The 15716-nt window shown below is 53.3% G+C and carries 16 protein-coding genes and 2 tRNA genes; 10 read left to right on the forward strand and 8 right to left on the reverse strand.

Annotation, left to right across the window (positions count from 1 at the left end):
* Nucleotides 1-146: 146 nt before the first annotated feature.
* Together rssB and rssA are read right to left on the reverse strand one after the other, a co-directional pair.
* A complete protein-coding gene (gene rssB / locus FCN45_RS10585) occupies nt 147-1163 on the reverse strand; it encodes a two-component system response regulator RssB (protein WP_101764239.1) in 1017 nt (338 codons plus the stop codon).
* Nucleotides 1164-1265: 102 nt separating this feature from the next.
* Nucleotides 1266-2171, reverse strand: a complete 906-nt coding sequence (gene rssA / locus FCN45_RS10590; protein ID WP_101764238.1) for a patatin-like phospholipase RssA — start codon at nt 2169-2171, stop codon at nt 1266-1268.
* A 96-nt stretch (nt 2172-2267) separates the two neighbouring features.
* Here rssA and FCN45_RS10595 point away from each other — a divergent pair, with 96 nt between their 5' ends.
* The 5 genes from FCN45_RS10595 (at nt 2268) to xthA (ending at nt 4917) form a co-directional block, all read left to right on the forward strand.
* Entirely contained in the window at nt 2268-2723 is a 456-nt protein-coding gene (locus FCN45_RS10595) for a YchJ family metal-binding protein (RefSeq protein WP_101764237.1), read from the forward strand.
* 57 nt (nt 2724-2780) lie between these two features.
* A complete protein-coding gene (gene purU / locus FCN45_RS10600) occupies nt 2781-3629 on the forward strand; it encodes a formyltetrahydrofolate deformylase (protein WP_101764236.1) in 849 nt (282 codons plus the stop codon).
* A gap of 144 nt (nt 3630-3773) precedes the next feature.
* Nucleotides 3774-3858 (forward strand) — tRNA-Tyr (locus FCN45_RS10605).
* 42 nt (nt 3859-3900) lie between these two features.
* Nucleotides 3901-3985 (forward strand) — tRNA-Tyr (locus tag FCN45_RS10610).
* A gap of 125 nt (nt 3986-4110) precedes the next feature.
* On the forward strand, nt 4111-4917 hold the full coding sequence (gene xthA, locus FCN45_RS10615; protein ID WP_137385898.1) for an exodeoxyribonuclease III: 807 nt from the start codon (nt 4111-4113) through the stop codon (nt 4915-4917).
* Between the two features lie 32 nt (nt 4918-4949).
* On the opposite strand, the gene FCN45_RS10620 is transcribed toward xthA, so the two are convergent.
* The 4 genes from FCN45_RS10620 to FCN45_RS10635 all read right to left on the reverse strand — a co-directional run bounded on the left by FCN45_RS10620 (nt 4950) and on the right by FCN45_RS10635 (nt 8938).
* On the reverse strand, nt 4950-5246 hold the full coding sequence (locus tag FCN45_RS10620) for a YnjH family protein (RefSeq protein ID WP_137386880.1): 297 nt from the start codon (nt 5244-5246) through the stop codon (nt 4950-4952).
* Entirely contained in the window at nt 5246-7168 is a 1923-nt protein-coding gene (locus FCN45_RS10625) for a DNA topoisomerase III (protein WP_137385899.1), read from the reverse strand. Before FCN45_RS10625 ends, FCN45_RS10620 begins: the two co-directional genes overlap by 1 nt.
* A 21-nt stretch (nt 7169-7189) precedes the next feature.
* The gene (gene selD / locus FCN45_RS10630) at nt 7190-8233 is read right to left on the reverse strand and encodes a selenide, water dikinase SelD (RefSeq protein WP_137385900.1); all 1044 of its coding nucleotides are present in this window, start codon (nt 8231-8233) and stop codon (nt 7190-7192) included.
* Between the two features lie 153 nt (nt 8234-8386).
* Nucleotides 8387-8938: an NAD(P)H nitroreductase gene (locus tag FCN45_RS10635; RefSeq protein WP_137385901.1), complete on the reverse strand. Its 552-nt coding sequence runs from the start codon at nt 8936-8938 to the stop codon at nt 8387-8389.
* A 169-nt stretch (nt 8939-9107) separates the two neighbouring features.
* On the opposite strand from FCN45_RS10635, the gene sppA reads away from it, so the two are divergent.
* The 3 genes from sppA (at nt 9108) to pncA (ending at nt 12690) form a co-directional block, all read left to right on the forward strand.
* Nucleotides 9108-10967 (forward strand): signal peptide peptidase SppA, encoded by a 1860-nt coding sequence (gene sppA / locus FCN45_RS10640; RefSeq protein WP_137385902.1) that lies wholly within the window; start codon nt 9108-9110, stop codon nt 10965-10967.
* 85 nt (nt 10968-11052) lie between these two features.
* The gene (gene ansA / locus FCN45_RS10645) at nt 11053-12066 is read left to right on the forward strand and encodes an asparaginase (protein WP_101764219.1); all 1014 of its coding nucleotides are present in this window, start codon (nt 11053-11055) and stop codon (nt 12064-12066) included.
* Nucleotides 12067-12081: 15 nt separating this feature from the next.
* Nucleotides 12082-12690 (forward strand): bifunctional nicotinamidase/pyrazinamidase, encoded by a 609-nt coding sequence (gene pncA, locus FCN45_RS10650; protein WP_101764218.1) that lies wholly within the window; start codon nt 12082-12084, stop codon nt 12688-12690.
* 36 nt (nt 12691-12726) lie between these two features.
* Here pncA and FCN45_RS10655 read toward each other — a convergent pair whose 3' ends face one another.
* Together FCN45_RS10655 and msrB are read right to left on the reverse strand one after the other, a co-directional pair.
* Nucleotides 12727-13008, reverse strand: coding sequence for a YeaC family protein (locus FCN45_RS10655; protein ID WP_101764217.1), 282 nt, complete (start codon nt 13006-13008; stop codon nt 12727-12729).
* Between the two features lie 2 nt (nt 13009-13010).
* Complete coding sequence (gene msrB, locus FCN45_RS10660; protein WP_101764216.1) at nt 13011-13421, reverse strand: peptide-methionine (R)-S-oxide reductase MsrB; 411 nt, start codon at nt 13419-13421, stop codon at nt 13011-13013.
* Nucleotides 13422-13759: 338 nt separating this feature from the next.
* Here msrB and gapA point away from each other — a divergent pair, with 338 nt between their 5' ends.
* Complete coding sequence (gene gapA, locus FCN45_RS10665) at nt 13760-14758, forward strand: glyceraldehyde-3-phosphate dehydrogenase (RefSeq protein WP_007889697.1); 999 nt, start codon at nt 13760-13762, stop codon at nt 14756-14758.
* A gap of 75 nt (nt 14759-14833) precedes the next feature.
* Nucleotides 14834-15706: a D-hexose-6-phosphate mutarotase gene (locus tag FCN45_RS10670; protein ID WP_137385903.1), complete on the forward strand. Its 873-nt coding sequence runs from the start codon at nt 14834-14836 to the stop codon at nt 15704-15706.
* Nucleotides 15707-15716 lie beyond the last annotated feature (10 nt).

The raw sequence follows: 15716 nt of genomic DNA on the forward strand, positions 1-15716 counted from the left end.
GGTTTAAAAACGAAATGAGTATATCAGTTACTATCAGGTGGAATTATCCTGGAAGAAGTTAATCCACGGAATTTAGGACTATTACCCAAGTGTAAAGCTTGCTACTGGTCCTGTCTTTAACCCACGGAAAAATTAAATCTAACCGGTTATTCTTCGGCTGAAAGCATCAAACGTAACCTGCCTCCGGCGCCCCAAATATGACACTGCCAGGCGTCGGCACGTTGGCTGATTTGATTGAGATGAGTGCTGCCCATAGTACCAAGCGGCACACCATTACTGAGTTGGATTTGATGAGTATTGACATGCAACGTCGCGTTGAGCCCTGCTGAAACCAGGATTAGGTTTTTTAACTGGCGATGATAATAGCCCACCAGCAACGGGAACTGCCCGCTGAGATTCGCCTGCCTTAACAGCATGTTGACCTGTCGCAGCAGCCCATTCAACTCAGGCAGTCGCTGCTTCTGGCCGGAGAGCTGCTCCTGCAGCAAACCATTAAACAGTGCGCGCAGCAACAGCGCGGCTAACACGCCATTATCGCCAGCGCGCGTTACATCAAGGCAATAGAATGCCAAATCGTTATCTGACAGCGCCGCGATATCCAGTACTAAGCCCGGCTGTTCCGCCATGGTGAGCTGACGGTAATTGATACGGCAATTGGCAATGGTTTGCTGCACCGGCGGCTGGAGCTGTTTAAGTAATTTAGATGCCGCCAGCGGATCGCTGACCAGCGCATCCCAATCCTGAAAGAGTTGTTCATCCTCCTCGACTTTGGAGGTAAACATGGATGGATAGAGACACTCAAACACCGCTTCACGGAAACGTTCCATATTTTTGAGCGGTTTTAGCAATACGTCCTGCACGCCCAAACGCAACACATGCGCGATGTCCGCCATATTTTGTGTAGCGGAGATAATCAGAATGGGCACATTGTTGCCGCGCGTGCGAAGACGCTCAACGAACGGGATACCGCCCATACGCGGCATTTCAAGATCGCAAATAACCAGATCCACTGACTGCGCCGACAACAAGGTTAAGCCATCAACACCATCACCTGCCTCAAGCGTTGTTGCACCTAAGCTGGTTAATAAATTGTCTATCAATGAACGGAAAACGACCTCATCTTCGACAATGAGTATCTTTTTGCCGATTAGCGGTTTTTCCATTCTCTCCCCCTGCGTACCAGATAATTCAATAGTGGTTCATAAAATGCCGTTGCGCCTTTCAGAATTGGCTGAAGTCGCAACACCTGTGAATGAACAACCTGACTATCTGCCACGGACCAGCGGTAATAGTTCATCCATTTTTTTCTCAACGGCGGCCTTGCCAGCCGCAATGGCTTCTTCTGCACGATGGAAGTCCAGTGTGGAAATTTGTGGACAAAACGGCTGAATCAGCACATCCGGCGGATCGCCCGCCATGCGGTTACGTTTCAGGCGATTTTCCAGAACCTGGATTGATGTCGACATAATCTCCATCGCACCCGGCGTTTGATTAGCACGGCGATGCGTCAGGCCAATCAGGCGTTGACGCAGTTTCTTTCCCCAGCTCAGCGCTTCTACTGCCGCCGCTTCTTCACCGCTCTGCGGCGTAACTGACAATAAATCCTGTTGCATCAGATGTGCGTCATGCTGTAAATCCACGGCGATAACGATGTCAGCACCCAATGCGCGGGTTAATGAGATCGGCACGGGATTTACCACCGCGCCATCCACCAACCAGTATCCATTGTAAGCGATGGGTGGCAATAAGCCTGGCATACTACAGGACGCACGCACAGCTTGATGCAAATCGCCTTCGGTCAACCACACTTCTCGTCCGGTACTGAGATTGGTCGCGACGACGCCAAATGGCTTATCGCACTCATCGATGAGGTCGTTGGGAATCAGCTGGCGGATGTGGCTAAACACCCGGTCGCCGCGCAATAAACCACCGCGCTGCCACGACAGGTCCATTAATCGAATGACATCCCAATAACGGAATGCACTCACCCACTTCTCCATCACGCCCAGCCGTCCATTCACGTAAGCCGAACCGACCAACGCGCCAACAGAACATCCGGCCACCACATCGATTTCAATCCCTGCGCGTTCCAGCGCATTGATCACGCCGATGTGCGACCAACCTTTGGCAGCACCTGAACCCAGTGCCAGCCCAATCCTGACCTTTCTCATCTCACCTCATGATTGGCATGGTACGTAGCATCACGCCTGACAGTCGGCTACCATAGCGCACGCTTAAATTTACTTTAATCACTTCCAGGAGATGACGTGTCTGAAAAGTGCCCTTGCTGCAGCGGAAAGGAGTATAGCGTATGTTGCCAACCCTTTCTGAATGGCCAAGCGAACCCGTCCAGCGCGGAACAATTAATGCGCTCACGTTACACCGCTTACGTCGTGAAAGATGCCGCGTGGTTGGCGAAAACCTGGCACTCCAGTAAACGCGTGGCCGACCTTGAGACGTTATTATCCGAAAGTTTTGCCGGTACTGAATGGCTGGGCTTGAATGTAACTCGTTGTAATCATGGAAGCCATGAGAATGAAGCCTTCGTGACGTTTTTTGCGCGTTACCTCGAAAAAGGCCGCACTTCAGCCATCTATGAATGTTCGCGCTTTCTTCGCGAGGATCAACGCTGGTACTATGTCGACGGAACAACGCCTGAGTTGGGACGTAACGATCGCTGTCCTTGTGGCGCCGATAAAAAATACAAAAAATGTTGTGGGTAATCTGGACAGATACACAACGGCTTTACCATTCATCGCTTTGACAGGACTCTGATCGAGATGCAAGCGCAAACCATCCAACGAAAAGTTTTACGAACCATTTGCCCTGATGCGAAAGGTTTGATCGCCAAGATCACCAACATTTGCTACAAGCACGAACTCAACATTGTGCAGAACAATGAGTTTGTCGATCACCGCACCGGACGCTTTTTCATGCGCACCGAGCTGGAAGGCATTTTCAACGACAATACCTTGCTGGCCGATCTCGATAGCGCGCTACCCGTCGGTTCAGTGCGTGAACTGCAAAGTGCCGGTCGTCGCCGTGTCGTGATTCTGGTGACCAAAGAGGCGCATTGCCTGGGCGATCTGCTAATGAAAAGCGCGTTTGGCGGTCTGGATATGGAGATTGCTGCAGTCATCGGTAACCACGAAACGCTGCGTTCACTGGTTGAACGTTTCGATATTCCGTTTGTGATGGTGAGCCACGAAGGCCACACGCGTGAAGAGCACGACAACCGCATGGCGGATGAAATTGACCGTTATCAGCCTGATTACGTGGTGCTGGCAAAATATATGCGCGTGTTGACGCCCGCCTTTGTCCAACGTTATCCAAACCAGATCATCAATATTCACCACTCCTTCTTGCCGGCGTTCATTGGCGCGCGTCCGTATCATCAGGCTTATGAGCGCGGCGTGAAAATCATCGGCGCTACCGCGCACTACGTGAACGATAACCTCGATGAAGGTCCAATTATCATGCAGGACGTGATCAACGTCGATCATAGCTACACCGCAGAAGAGATGATGCGTGCAGGACGAGACGTTGAGAAGAATGTGTTGAGCCGCGCGCTGTATAAAGTGTTAGGCCAGCGCGTGTTCGTTTACGGCAACCGCACGATCATTCTTTAACCACTTCGGCGCTGAACTGCACAACTCTTCAGCGCCACGCATAAAAAGTGGGCAAACAGTTTTTATTTTCAGTGACGGCGCTTTACAGACCGAGCGCATTTGTTATGATGCGCCCCGCTTTAAGACGCAATGATTCAGGCCAGTGGTGGGATTCCCGAGCGGCCAAAGGGAGCAGACTGTAAATCTGCCGTCACAGACTTCGAAGGTTCGAATCCTTCTCCCACCACCATCTGAATCGTCTCTGCCTGAAGCCACAATATGTCATATCCCCGGTGGGATTCCCGAGCGGCCAAAGGGAGCAGACTGTAAATCTGCCGTCACAGACTTCGAAGGTTCGAATCCTTCTCCCACCACCATCAATACCATTCTCCTGTTTTTCCCACTTGTTTTAATCGTTGTAACCTCCTGATTCACACCATGACTTTTCCCCAAAAACTCGTTACCATCGCGCCATACTTTTGCGGATAAAAATGGCAGCGAAATGAAATTTGTCTCTTTCAACATCAACGGCTTGCGTGCGCGTCCTCATCAATTAGCCGCGCTGGTTGAACAGCATCAACCCGATGTTATCGGCTTGCAGGAAACTAAAGTGCATGACGATATGTTCCCGCTCGAAGACGTCAGCAAACTGGGTTATCACGTGTTTTATCACGGGCAGAAAGGTCACTACGGCGTCGCGCTGCTGACCAAAGCTGAGCCTGTCAACGTCTACCGTGGTTTCCCTGGCGATGAGGAAGATGCACAGCGTCGTTTGATCATGGCGGAAATCCCGAGTGCGATTGGTGATATCACGGTGATCAACGGTTATTTTCCGCAGGGTGAAAGCCGCGACCATCCCACCAAGTTCCCAGCGAAAGAGAAGTTTTATCGCGATCTGCAAAGCTATCTTGAGCAACAGCTAGCCGTGGATAAACCGGTATTGATCATGGGCGACATGAACATCAGCAGCACCGATTTTGACATCGGCATTGGTGAAGACAATCGTAAACGCTGGCTGCGTACCGGAAAATGCTCGTTCCTGCCTGAGGAGCGCGAGTGGATGGATCGCTTGCTGAAGTGGGGTTTGGTTGATACCTGGCGCGCTAAGTTCCCGGAAACCAACGATCGTTTCTCATGGTTTGACTACCGTTCGAAAGGCTTTGACGACAACCGTGGTCTGCGCATTGATCTGCTGCTGGCAAGCCAACCGCTTGCCTCGCGCTGCATTGAGAGTGGCATCGATTACGATATCCGCAGCATGGAGAAACCGTCGGATCACGCCCCGGTTTGGTCGACATTTAAGCTGTGATGAAGCAGCGTGGCGTCTGGCGCCACGCGCTTTTATTTGATGATCTTCCAGATAAGCGGATTGGTTCCTAATACCTTCTCATCCCTGCCGCACTGCAATAACACGCCTTCCGCTTTGACTACCGCACCTTCAGAATAACTGCGGTTCTCATAGGTACAGCACTGCATGCAATTGCTCTGACGATTGTTTTGCCCTTGTGTCCAAGCTTCTGGCGGCAGATCCACCACCACATCGGTATTGCCCATACGATTGTTTTCCGGCTGGCGGTTGGCCAGCGCCGAGGTGCTGCATAACAACAATCCGCCCAGCAACATCATTGCATAACGCATCACTCTGTCTCCTTGGTTTTGCGACGAGCCGTTTTCGGTTTGGCTTTCTTTTTGGCCCCAGGCGCTGTCAATCCGCGAAAGGCCTGTAACGACGGTCGCTGGCGTGCTTCACCAATCAGCCCAATCAAGGTGCTGACCAGCGGCTGCATAAACTCATCATAGCGACAAGACTTCTCGCTAATCCGGGTAAGCGTCGATTCCCATTGCGCCGTCATATCGGGCCGGGCGGCCATTTCTGGCAGTGCATGGATCAACGCCCTGCCCGCATCCGTCGAATGAATATAGCGGCCTTTTTTCACCAGGAAAGTGCGGCGGAACAGCAATTCGATAATGCCCGCACGCGTCGCTTCCGTACCTAAACCATCGGTTGCACGCAGCACTTTCTTTAATTCTTTATCCTGCACAAAGCGGGCGATGCCGGTCATCGCAGACAATAGCGTCGCATCGGTAAACGGACGCGGCGGTTGCGTCTGCTTCGCCAGCACTTCGCCGCGCTCGCACAGCAGCTCATCACCTTTAGCGACGACCGGCAGCGGCGTGCCATCGTTCTCCTCGTCACGCTCTTTGCTGCCGAGCAGCGCACGCCAGCCGGCTTCGGCCAGAAAACGCGCTTTGGCGATAAATTTTCCGCCGCCGATATCAAGATCAATAACGCATTTGCGGAACACCGCATCCGGGCAAAACTGCATTAAATACTGGCGGGCGATCAGGCCGTAAATATTGGCCTCATTTTCGGTCAGACTAACCTTACTGGCACGCGCAGTGGGAATGATGGCATGGTGCGCATCGACCTTTTTGTCGTCCCAGCAGCGGTTTTTCTGATCGGGATTGAAATCCGCTGGCGGTGTCAGATTGGGCTGATGCGCCTGAATGGCGTTCAACACCGCATGGCGTCCGGCAAAGTGCTCATCGGGCAGATAGCGGCTATCGGAACGCGGGTAGGTGATCAGCTTATGGGTTTCATACAGCCGCTGACAGCAATCCAGTACGTTCTGCGCGCTGAGGCCAAAGCGCTTACCGGCTTCGATCTGCAGGCCAGAAAGCGAAAATGGCAGCGGTGCGGTATCGGATTCACGTTTGTCGTTATATCCGGTGACCAGCGCCGGCTTACCATTAATGCGCTCAAGCACGTGATCCGCCAGTGGACGATGCAGCAAACGCCCCTCTTCATCCTGCCACGGCTCGCAAGCATCGCTTGGCACCCATGTCGCGACAAAACGCTCGTCTTTTGGCGTGACGATGTGCGCTTTAACTTCGAAATAGTCCTTAGGGATAAAGTTTTCGATCTCTTCATCGCGGCGCACCACCAAACCCAGCACCGGCGTCTGCACGCGGCCAACCGACAGCACGCCGTCGTAACCGGCGTTACGGCCCAGCAAGGTAAAGGCGCGCGTCATGTTGATGCCGTACAGCCAGTCGGCGCGCGCACGCGCTAACGCAGACACACACAGCGGAATGAATTCGCGGTTCTCACGCAAGCGCCCAACCGCACGTTCAACCGCCGAGGGATTAAGATCGTTAATCAGGCAGCGCTGCACCGCTTTACGTTTCTCTGGTGCGAGCTGCAGATAATCCAGCACTTCATCCACCAGCAGTTGACCTTCACGATCGGGGTCACCCGCATGCACCACCATGCTGGCTTGTTGCAGCAGGCCTTCAATCACTTTTAACTGCTTAGCCACGGATGGACGTGGCTGCAAGCGCCATTTTTCCGGAATAATCGGTAAATCAGCCAGATTCCAGCGCGCATAGCGGCTGTCATAACTGTCGGGCTGCGCCTGCTCCAGCAGGTGCCCAACACACCAGGTCACAACCTGGTCATTCCCGCAGGCAATATAGCCGTCTCCGCGTCGATGCGGTTTTGGCAACACGTCGGCAATCGCACGCGCTAAGCTGGGTTTTTCGGCAATAAACAAACGCATGGATGGCGTCGTTCCTTAACGTCAGGTAACTACGGTAATCAGTGGACGATCGGCTTTAGCGGCAAACAGTTCGCCAATCGACGTTGCTTGCACGCCTGCTGCAGAGGCGCAGCGCTGGAATGCCTCAATGGCGCTGGGTTGAACCGCCACCAGCAGACCACCGGAGGTTTGTGGATCGCACAGCAGCGCGCGGGTGGCGTCGTCAAGCGGTGAAATCTGCTCGCCATAGCTGGCGAAGTTGCGGCTGGTGCCACCGGGCACCGCTCCCGCAGCGATATAGTCATCGACGCCCGCCAGGCGCGGTACCTGCGCTGCAATCACTTCGGCACGCAATCCTGAACCCTGGCAGATTTCACTTAAATGGCCGAGCAAGCCAAAACCGGTGACATCGGTCATCGCGCTGATGCCCGCCAGTTTGGCGAACTCCGCTCCGGCTTTATTCAGCTGGCACATCACATCGGCAGCCAGCGACTGGTGTTCAGGCCGCAGCAGGCCTTTTTTCTCCGCGGTAGTGAGAATGCCAATGCCTAATGGTTTGGTGAGGAAAAGCTGACAACCGGCCTGCGCCGCGCTGTTCTTTTTCACCCGTGCCACATCGACGATACCGGTTACGGCCAGGCCAAAGATCGGCTCTGGCGCATCAATCGAATGGCCGCCCGCCAGGGCGATTCCTGCCGCCTGACAAGCGGCACGCCCGCCCTCGACCACCTGCTGCGCCACTTCCGGACTCAGTAGATTCACCGGCCAGCCTAATATAGCGATCGCCATGATTGGTTTCCCGCCCATGGCGTAGATATCGCTGATGGCGTTAGTGGCGGCGATACGACCAAAGGTAAAAGGATCGTCGACGATCGGCATAAAGAAATCGGTGGTGCTTACTACCGCAGTACCGTTGCCGAGATCGTAGACTGCAGCATCATCACGCGTTTCATTGCCAACCAGCAGTTGCGGATCGTGAAACGGGCTGAGCTCACTGCGCAGAATGGTTTCCAACACCTGCGGCGAAATTTTGCACCCACAACCCGCACCGTGGCTGTATTGCGTTAAACGAACAGGTTCACTCATGGCGACTTCCTTATGCGATGAACAGAAGGCGCTATGTTAGCCTGGCTGTCAGTTGGGAGTAAGTGTTGCACGACCTAACCTCGATCTTTCGCACAGGCTCTGTGCAATCTTTGCAACGGCGCCTAACCTGCCGCAAAAGTCCAGCATTGTCTGTCAGAAATAACTGACAAACTGCGCGGTGTCCGGCGCAATCACGGTGGTGTTGGCTTTCAACTGCGGCGTGCCGAGATAGAGGAAACCGACAATCGCATCTTGCTCGCGGCAGCCAAAGGCTTCGCGCACGGACGGATGATCGGTCCACGGACCGCTGCGCCAGATGCCATTAAAACCTTGCGCCACGGCGGCCATCTGCATCGCCATCACTGCACAGCTGGCAGACGCCAGTTGCTCCCACTGCGGCACTTTGGCGTTCTCTTCACAATGCGCCACCACGGTGATGATCATCGGCGCGCGAAAAGGCGCGGAGGCTGCTTTGTCGATCGCCTTCTGCTCAAGGTTGCTGTCACGCGCGGCCTGTTCCAGCAAGTTAGCAAAGCGCTCGCGCCCCTCATTTTCGACAATAATGAAACGCCATGGCTGCAATGTGCCGTGATCGGGGGCGCGCATCGCGGCGTGCAGAATATTTTGCAACGCTTCACCTGCCGGAGCCGGTTCTGCCAGACGAGACGCCGAGCGGCGATTAACCAATAAATCCAATGCATCCATTATTCTTCTCCCGTGAATAAAAAGCGTGGGCTAATCCTGGCACAGCACGATCTTTTGTAACAGTCTGGCGCGATTTCCTGCTGACTTTTCGCACGCCGCTCTTTAGGATGAACCCGACATCGGGGCAGACCGCGTGCTGGCTGCCCTGCTACGTGAATATGGAGAGTTTATGCGCACTTTGTGGCGAATTATTTCCGGCCTGTTCCGCTGGACCTGGCGGGTACTGAATTTTATTCGGGAATTTATTCTTAATTTATTTCTTATTGTTTTGATCCTGGCGGGCGTCGGGATTTGGCTGCAGGTTTCCAGTTCCAATAGCAGTGAGCCTGTACAGCAAGGCGCATTGAAAATCGATCTGAGCGGAGTGCTGGTCGATAAACCTTCTGTCAGCAATCGTCTGAGTCGTATTAGCCGTCAACTGTTAGGCGCCAATAGCGATCGTCTGCAGGAGAATTCCTTGTTCGATGTCGTCGATGCGATCCGCCAGGCAAAAACCGATAAAAACATCACTGGCATCGTGCTGGAGCTGCGTGACTTTGCCGGTGGCGATCAACCTTCGCTGCAATATGTGGGTAAAGCACTGCGCGAATTCCGTGACGCCGGCAAACCTATTTATGCAGTCGGCGACAGTTACAGCCAGGCGCAATACTACATCGCCAGTTACGCCAACAAGGTGTATCTCTCACCTCAGGGCACGGTTGATCTGCACGGTTTCGCCACCAACGGCCTGTACTACAAGACTTTGCTGGAAAAGCTGAAAGTTAATTCGCATGTATTCCGCGTAGGCACTTATAAATCTGCGGTTGAGCCATTCCTGCGTGACGATATGTCACCGGAAGCGCGCGACGCTGATGGGCGCTGGATTGGCCAGCTGTGGCAGAATTATCTGAATACTGTGGCAGCCAATCGTCAAATTACACCAGAACAGCTGTTCCCAGGTGCAGCCGGCATCATTAGCGGCTTGCAAGCGGTGCAAGGTGATACCGCGAAATATGCGCTGAATAATAAATTGGTGGATGTACTGGATACGCGTGCAGCCGCCGATCAGGAACTGGTGAAAACCTTCGGCTGGGATAAGGCGAATAACGATTACCGTAGCGTGAGTATCTACGATTACACCGTTAAACAGCCGCCGCAGAGCCAGGATGGCAATATCGCCGTGATCCTCGCCAGCGGTGCGATTATGGACGGTGAAGAGAGTGCCGGAAACGTCGGCGGTGATACCACGGCGTCGCAAATCCGCGATGCGCGCCTGGATGCTAAAATCAAAGCCATTGTGTTGCGTGTCAACAGCCCTGGCGGCAGCGTCACGGCATCGGAAGCGATTCGTGAAGAGCTGGCGGCAGCCCACGATGCGGGTAAACCGGTGGTCGTCTCAATGGGTGGCATGGCGGCTTCCGGCGGTTACTGGATTTCAACGCCTGCCGATTACATCGTGGCGGCACCCAGCACGCTGACCGGTTCCATCGGTATCTTTGGCGTGATTAACACCGTTGAAAACAGCCTGAGTTCGGTGGGTGTGCATACTGACGGCGTTGCCACATCACCGCTGGCGGACGTCGCCACCACCAAAGCGCTGCCAACTGAAGTGCAGCAGCTGATGCAGCTGACCATTGAGAACGGCTATCGTAACTTCGTGGGCCTGGTAGCGGCCTCGCGTCACAAAACGCCTGAGGAGATCAATGCGATTGCGCAGGGTCACGTCTGGACCGGTAGCGATGCCAAAGCCAATGGTTTGGTCGATGCGTTGGGTGACTTTGACGATGCCGTGGCGAAAGCCGCTGAGCTGGCGAAAGTCGCTAAGCCGGAGTTGAGCTGGTATCAGGACGACCCGGGCATGATCGATCTGCTGCTGAATCAGATGAACGCGTCGGTTCAGGCGGTGTTGCCGGCTGCGTTGAAAGTCTGGCTGCCAGCGCCAATGCTGGACGTCATGAGCGCAATGAAACAGCAACCTGGCTTACTGAATAACCTCAACGATCCGCAAAATCGCTACGCTTTCTGCCTGAACTGCGGCAACGTACGCTAATCTTTACAGCCCGGCCGCTGGTCGGGCTGCTTTTCGTTCGCAATCCCCTTATACTGCGCGTTTTACGGCAAGTCTGAGTTCCTTCATGCAAAAGAAAAATATCTACGTAGCCTACACCGGCGGCACCATCGGGATGCAGCGCTCTGCGCAGGGCTACATTCCGGTATCGGGTCATCTGCAACAGCAGCTGGCAAACATGCCCGAATTCCATCGGCCTGAAATGCCGGATTTCACCATCCATGAATATCAGCCGCTGATGGACTCCTCGGACATGACGCCGCAGGATTGGCAATCGATTGCGAACGATATTAAGCAAAACTACGATCGTTACGATGGCTTTGTAATTTTGCATGGTACCGACACCATGGCCTTCACCGCTTCGGCGCTCTCCTTTATGCTGGAGAACCTCGCTAAGCCGGTGATTGTCACCGGCTCGCAAATTCCCCTGGCAGAATTGCGTTCTGATGGGCAGCAAAACCTGCTGAACTCGCTGTATGTGGCGGCCAATTATCCGATCAGTGAAGTTGCCCTGTTTTTCAACAACACGCTATTCCGCGGCAACCGTACCACTAAGGCACATGCTGACGGCTTTAATGCCTTTGCATCGCCAAACCTGGCGCCTTTGCTGGAAGCGGGTATTCATATTCGCCGGTTAAACACCCCGCCCGCACCGCAAGGTCACGGCGAGCTGATTGTGCATCCGATTACACCACAGCCGATTGGCGTGGTGACGATTTATCCGGGTATCTCTGCCGACGTGGTGGGTAATTTCCTGCGTCAGCCGGTGAAAGCCTTGATCCTGCGCTCTTACGGCGTTGGCAACGCGCCGCAAAATGCAGAGTTTCTTTCGGAACTGCAACAGGCCAGCGATCGCGGCATTGTGGTGGTGAATCTGACGCAGTGTATGTCCGGCAAAGTGAATATGGGCGGCTATGCCACCGGCAATGCGCTTGAGCATGCGGGCGTGATCAGCGGTTTTGATCTCACGGTTGAGGCCACATTAACCAAACTGCATTTTTTATTGAGTCAGAACCTTACCAGCGCGGAAATTCGTGCCAAAATGCAGCAGAATTTACGCGGCGAACTGACCGAAGATTGATACGGAGCGAAACCAATGAAGCGGGCATTGATAATTATCGATATTCAGAACGATTTTTGCCCCGGCGGCCCAATGGCGGTGCGTGAGGGTGACCAAACGGTTGCCGTCGCCAATCGATTTGCGCGTGAGTTTCACGATCGGGGTGAATGTGTGGTGGCATTGCAAGACTGGCATCCAGCCAATCACGGCAGCTTCGCCTCGATCTCCGGCGAGCCGGTCTACACGCTCGGCGAATTAAACGGTTTAGCGCAGATCTGGTGGCCCGATCACGGTATTGAGAATTCTGTCGGGGCGGATTTTCATCCCGATCTCGATCGCTCTCTGATAGATGCCGTGTTTCATAAAGGGGGCGATGTTGAGGTGGATAGTTACAGCGCCTTCTTCGATAACGGCCATCGACGCAAGACAGAACTCGACAGTTGGCTGCGCGAGCGCGGCATTAGCGATTTAGTGATGCTGGGTATTGCGACCGATTACTGCGTCAAATACAGCGTGCTGGATGCGCTGGAGTTAGGTTACAACGTGGAGGTGGTTAAAGAGGGCTGCCGCGGTGTGAACCTGAATCCGGATGACAGTGAAATTGCTTTCGCTCAGATGGAAGCACAAGGTGCGGTATTAATCTGAAAATAAGGGGCTGGTGAGAACCAGCCCTTTTGATTTTTAGTGCAGGTTGATGCGCGTGACGTCGGGCTCAATGCCAAACTCTTCTTTCAGCTGTTTCTTAGATTTCATCACCATATCCCCACCTTTGCTAATGGTCATATGTTGCGGATCGTCATTGTGGCGAGCCTGCCACAACATCACCAGCTGCAGACAATTCTCTTTCTGCTCTGGCGTCAGCGCGACGCCATCTGGCCATTTGCCGATTTCAACCGCCGTGGAGAGCCGCTCGTACACTTCCGGCGTCATCGCCTCCAGCATCGCTTCCAGTTCCTGTTTCATGCTTAGCCCTCTTGCTGATTGCCCTGCTCATCAGTGAAGTTTAGCGAGGCGGAGTTCACGCAGTAGCGCTCGCCGCTCGGTTGTGGGCCATCCGGGAACACATGTCCCAAATGTGCATCACAGTTGCCACAGCGAATCTCAACCCGTTGCATGCCGTGAGAATCATCTTCCAGATAGCGGATGGCGTCGTCACTGAAAGGCTGATAGAAACTTGGCCAGCCACAGCCTGAATCGTATTTGGTTTCGGAGAGAAACAGCGGCGAATTACAAACTAAGCAGTGGTAAATCCCTTCCTGCTTGTTGTGCAGCAAGGCGCCCGAGAAAGGGGGCTCCGTTCCACGATGCTGAGTGACATAGCGCTGCATTTCGGAAAGCTGCGCAATTTTTGCGTCGGGTGCGGTGTCTTTAGCCATTTTGAGTTCCGGAGTGTCATTCTGAAAAAATCGACTAGTATTCTAACAAACGTACAACATCTATCGGGTCTTTTTTCGTGCTAACGCCTCCGACATCTGTTCCACAGCACGATTTTGTGATGGCGATCACCCTTTGCAAAAGTCATCCCTTTTCAGCCCGCATTCGGCGTAACATAGGCGCGCAATAAGGGTGCTGCGTAAGCGATTGCGCAACGAATTATTCCTGGTGTTGGAATTGACCTGTCGCAACAATTGACACGATTCCGCTTGACGCCTGGTAAGGTTTTTGTAATTTTACAGCCAACCTTTTATTCACTAACAAATAGCTGGTGGAATATATGACTATCAAAGTAGGTATTAACGGTTTTGGCCGTATCGGTCGCATCGTTTTCCGTGCTGCGCAGCAGCGTTCTGACATCGAAATCGTCGCGATCAACGATCTGCTCGACGCCGATTACATGGCATACATGCTGAAGTATGACTCTACTCACGGTCGTTTTGACGGCACTGTAGAAGTGAAAGACGGTGCACTGATTGTTAACGGCAAGAAAATCCGTGTTACCGCTGAGAAAGACCCGGCTAACCTGAAGTGGGACGAAGTGGGTGTTGACGTTGTTGCTGAAGCGACCGGTATCTTCCTGACCGACGAAACTGCACGTAAACACATCACCGCTGGCGCGAAGAAAGTGGTTCTGACTGGTCCATCTAAAGACAGCACCCCGATGTTCGTACGTGGCGCAAACTTTGACAAATATGCTGGCCAGGACATCGTTTCTAACGCGTCTTGCACCACCAACTGCCTGGCTCCACTGGCTAAAGTTATCAACGACAACTTCGGTATCGTTGAAGGTCTGATGACCACCGTTCACGCAACCACCGCGACGCAGAAAACCGTTGATGGCCCGTCTCACAAAGACTGGCGCGGCGGCCGTGGCGCAGCGCAGAACATCATCCCATCTTCTACCGGTGCAGCTAAAGCAGTTGGCGTTGTTCTGCCAGAGCTGAACGGCAAACTGACCGGTATGGCGTTCCGCGTTCCTACTCCAAACGTGTCTGTTGTTGACCTGACTGTTCGCCTGGAAAAACCAGCGACTTACAAAGAAATTTGTGCAGTGATCAAAGCTGAGTCAGAAGGCAAAATGAAAGGCGTTCTGGGCTACATTGAAGACGACGTGGTTTCTACCGACTTCAACGGCGAAACCCTGACTTCAGTATTCGATGCTAAAGCTGGTATCGCTCTGAACGACAACTTCGTGAAACTGGTTTCCTGGTACGATAACGAAACTGGCTACTCACACAAAGTTCTCGATCTGATTGCACTGGTTGCTTCTAAGTAAGCTAACCGGCTAAACGGACAAGGGGTGACTTCGGTCGCCCCTTTTTTTCGACTGGATAAAAGAGAAGATCTGACCATGCAAGATACGCTTTATACCCTTCCGGTAGTGAATCAAATCACCCCTTATCTGTCACAGCGTCAGCAGGGTGATTTGCCAATTGTAGTGATCAGCCATCCTAAAGTGCGAGCGGCGATTGCCCTGCAAGGTGCGCATCTGCTTTCGTGGCAGCCTAGCGGTCAAAAACCGGTGATTTGGCTCAGTGAAAAGACCCCATTTACTACAGGTAAAGCAATCCGCGGCGGCGTGCCTATTTGCTGGCCGTGGTTTGGTCCGGCAGGTGAACCGGCGCACGGTTTTGCACGCAATATGCCGTGGACGCTGACCGCCCATGACGAAAACGAAGATGCGGTAATGCTGACTTTTACGCTGGAAAGCAACGCACAAACCAAAAAGCTCTGGCCACACGATTTCACCCTGCTTGCTCGCTTCCGGATTGCTGAGCATTGTGAAATTGAGCTGGAAGCTTACGGCGACTATGAAGCCACCGCAGCGTTGCACAGCTACTTCCAGATTGCGGATATCGCGCAGATCGAAGTGAGCGGATTGGGTAACAGTTTTATCGATAAGGTTAACGATAATGCTGTTGGCGCATCCGACGGCAAGCAGACCTATCCCAACCGCGTGGATCGTATTCACACCGCAGCGGATGACTGCAGCGTGATTCACGATAAAGCGGGCAAACGCCAGATTGAAGTCTATCACCACTATCATAGTGACGTTGTCACGTGGAATCCAGGTCCGGAGTTATCATGCAGCATGGGGGACATGCCAAATGAAGGCTATAAAACCATGGTGTGCGTGGAAACGGCGCGCATTAGCAAGCCGTTAAAAAGCGCGGGTGAATCCCCTGCGCGTTTGGGCACCACAATTCGTATCGTTAATAAGTAATAAGATGCGG

It is taken from the genome of Pantoea sp. SO10 (genome assembly GCF_005281435.1).
GTDB lineage: Bacteria > Pseudomonadota > Gammaproteobacteria > Enterobacterales > Enterobacteriaceae > Pantoea > Pantoea leporis.

Coding starts and splice junctions, on each gene's coding strand:
- rssA (WP_101764238.1), bottom strand. CDS start 2,171: ATGAGAAAGGTCAGGATTGGGCTGGCACTGGGTTCAGGTGCTGCCAAA.
- purU (WP_101764236.1), top strand. CDS start 2,781: ATGCAAGCGCAAACCATCCAACGAAAAGTTTTACGAACCATTTGCCCT.
- ansA (WP_101764219.1), top strand. CDS start 11,053: ATGCAAAAGAAAAATATCTACGTAGCCTACACCGGCGGCACCATCGGG.
- FCN45_RS10655 (WP_101764217.1), bottom strand. CDS start 13,008: ATGAAACAGGAACTGGAAGCGATGCTGGAGGCGATGACGCCGGAAGTG.
- FCN45_RS10635 (WP_137385901.1), bottom strand. CDS start 8,938: ATGGATGCATTGGATTTATTGGTTAATCGCCGCTCGGCGTCTCGTCTG.
- selD (WP_137385900.1), bottom strand. CDS start 8,233: ATGAGTGAACCTGTTCGTTTAACGCAATACAGCCACGGTGCGGGTTGT.
- gapA (WP_007889697.1), top strand. CDS start 13,760: ATGACTATCAAAGTAGGTATTAACGGTTTTGGCCGTATCGGTCGCATC.
- msrB (WP_101764216.1), bottom strand. CDS start 13,421: ATGGCTAAAGACACCGCACCCGACGCAAAAATTGCGCAGCTTTCCGAA.
- FCN45_RS10670 (WP_137385903.1), top strand. CDS start 14,834: ATGCAAGATACGCTTTATACCCTTCCGGTAGTGAATCAAATCACCCCT.
- xthA (WP_137385898.1), top strand. CDS start 4,111: ATGAAATTTGTCTCTTTCAACATCAACGGCTTGCGTGCGCGTCCTCAT.
- pncA (WP_101764218.1), top strand. CDS start 12,082: ATGAAGCGGGCATTGATAATTATCGATATTCAGAACGATTTTTGCCCC.
- rssB (WP_101764239.1), bottom strand. CDS start 1,163: ATGGAAAAACCGCTAATCGGCAAAAAGATACTCATTGTCGAAGATGAG.
- FCN45_RS10620 (WP_137386880.1), bottom strand. CDS start 5,246: ATGCGTTATGCAATGATGTTGCTGGGCGGATTGTTGTTATGCAGCACC.
- sppA (WP_137385902.1), top strand. CDS start 9,108: ATGCGCACTTTGTGGCGAATTATTTCCGGCCTGTTCCGCTGGACCTGG.
- FCN45_RS10625 (WP_137385899.1), bottom strand. CDS start 7,168: ATGCGTTTGTTTATTGCCGAAAAACCCAGCTTAGCGCGTGCGATTGCC.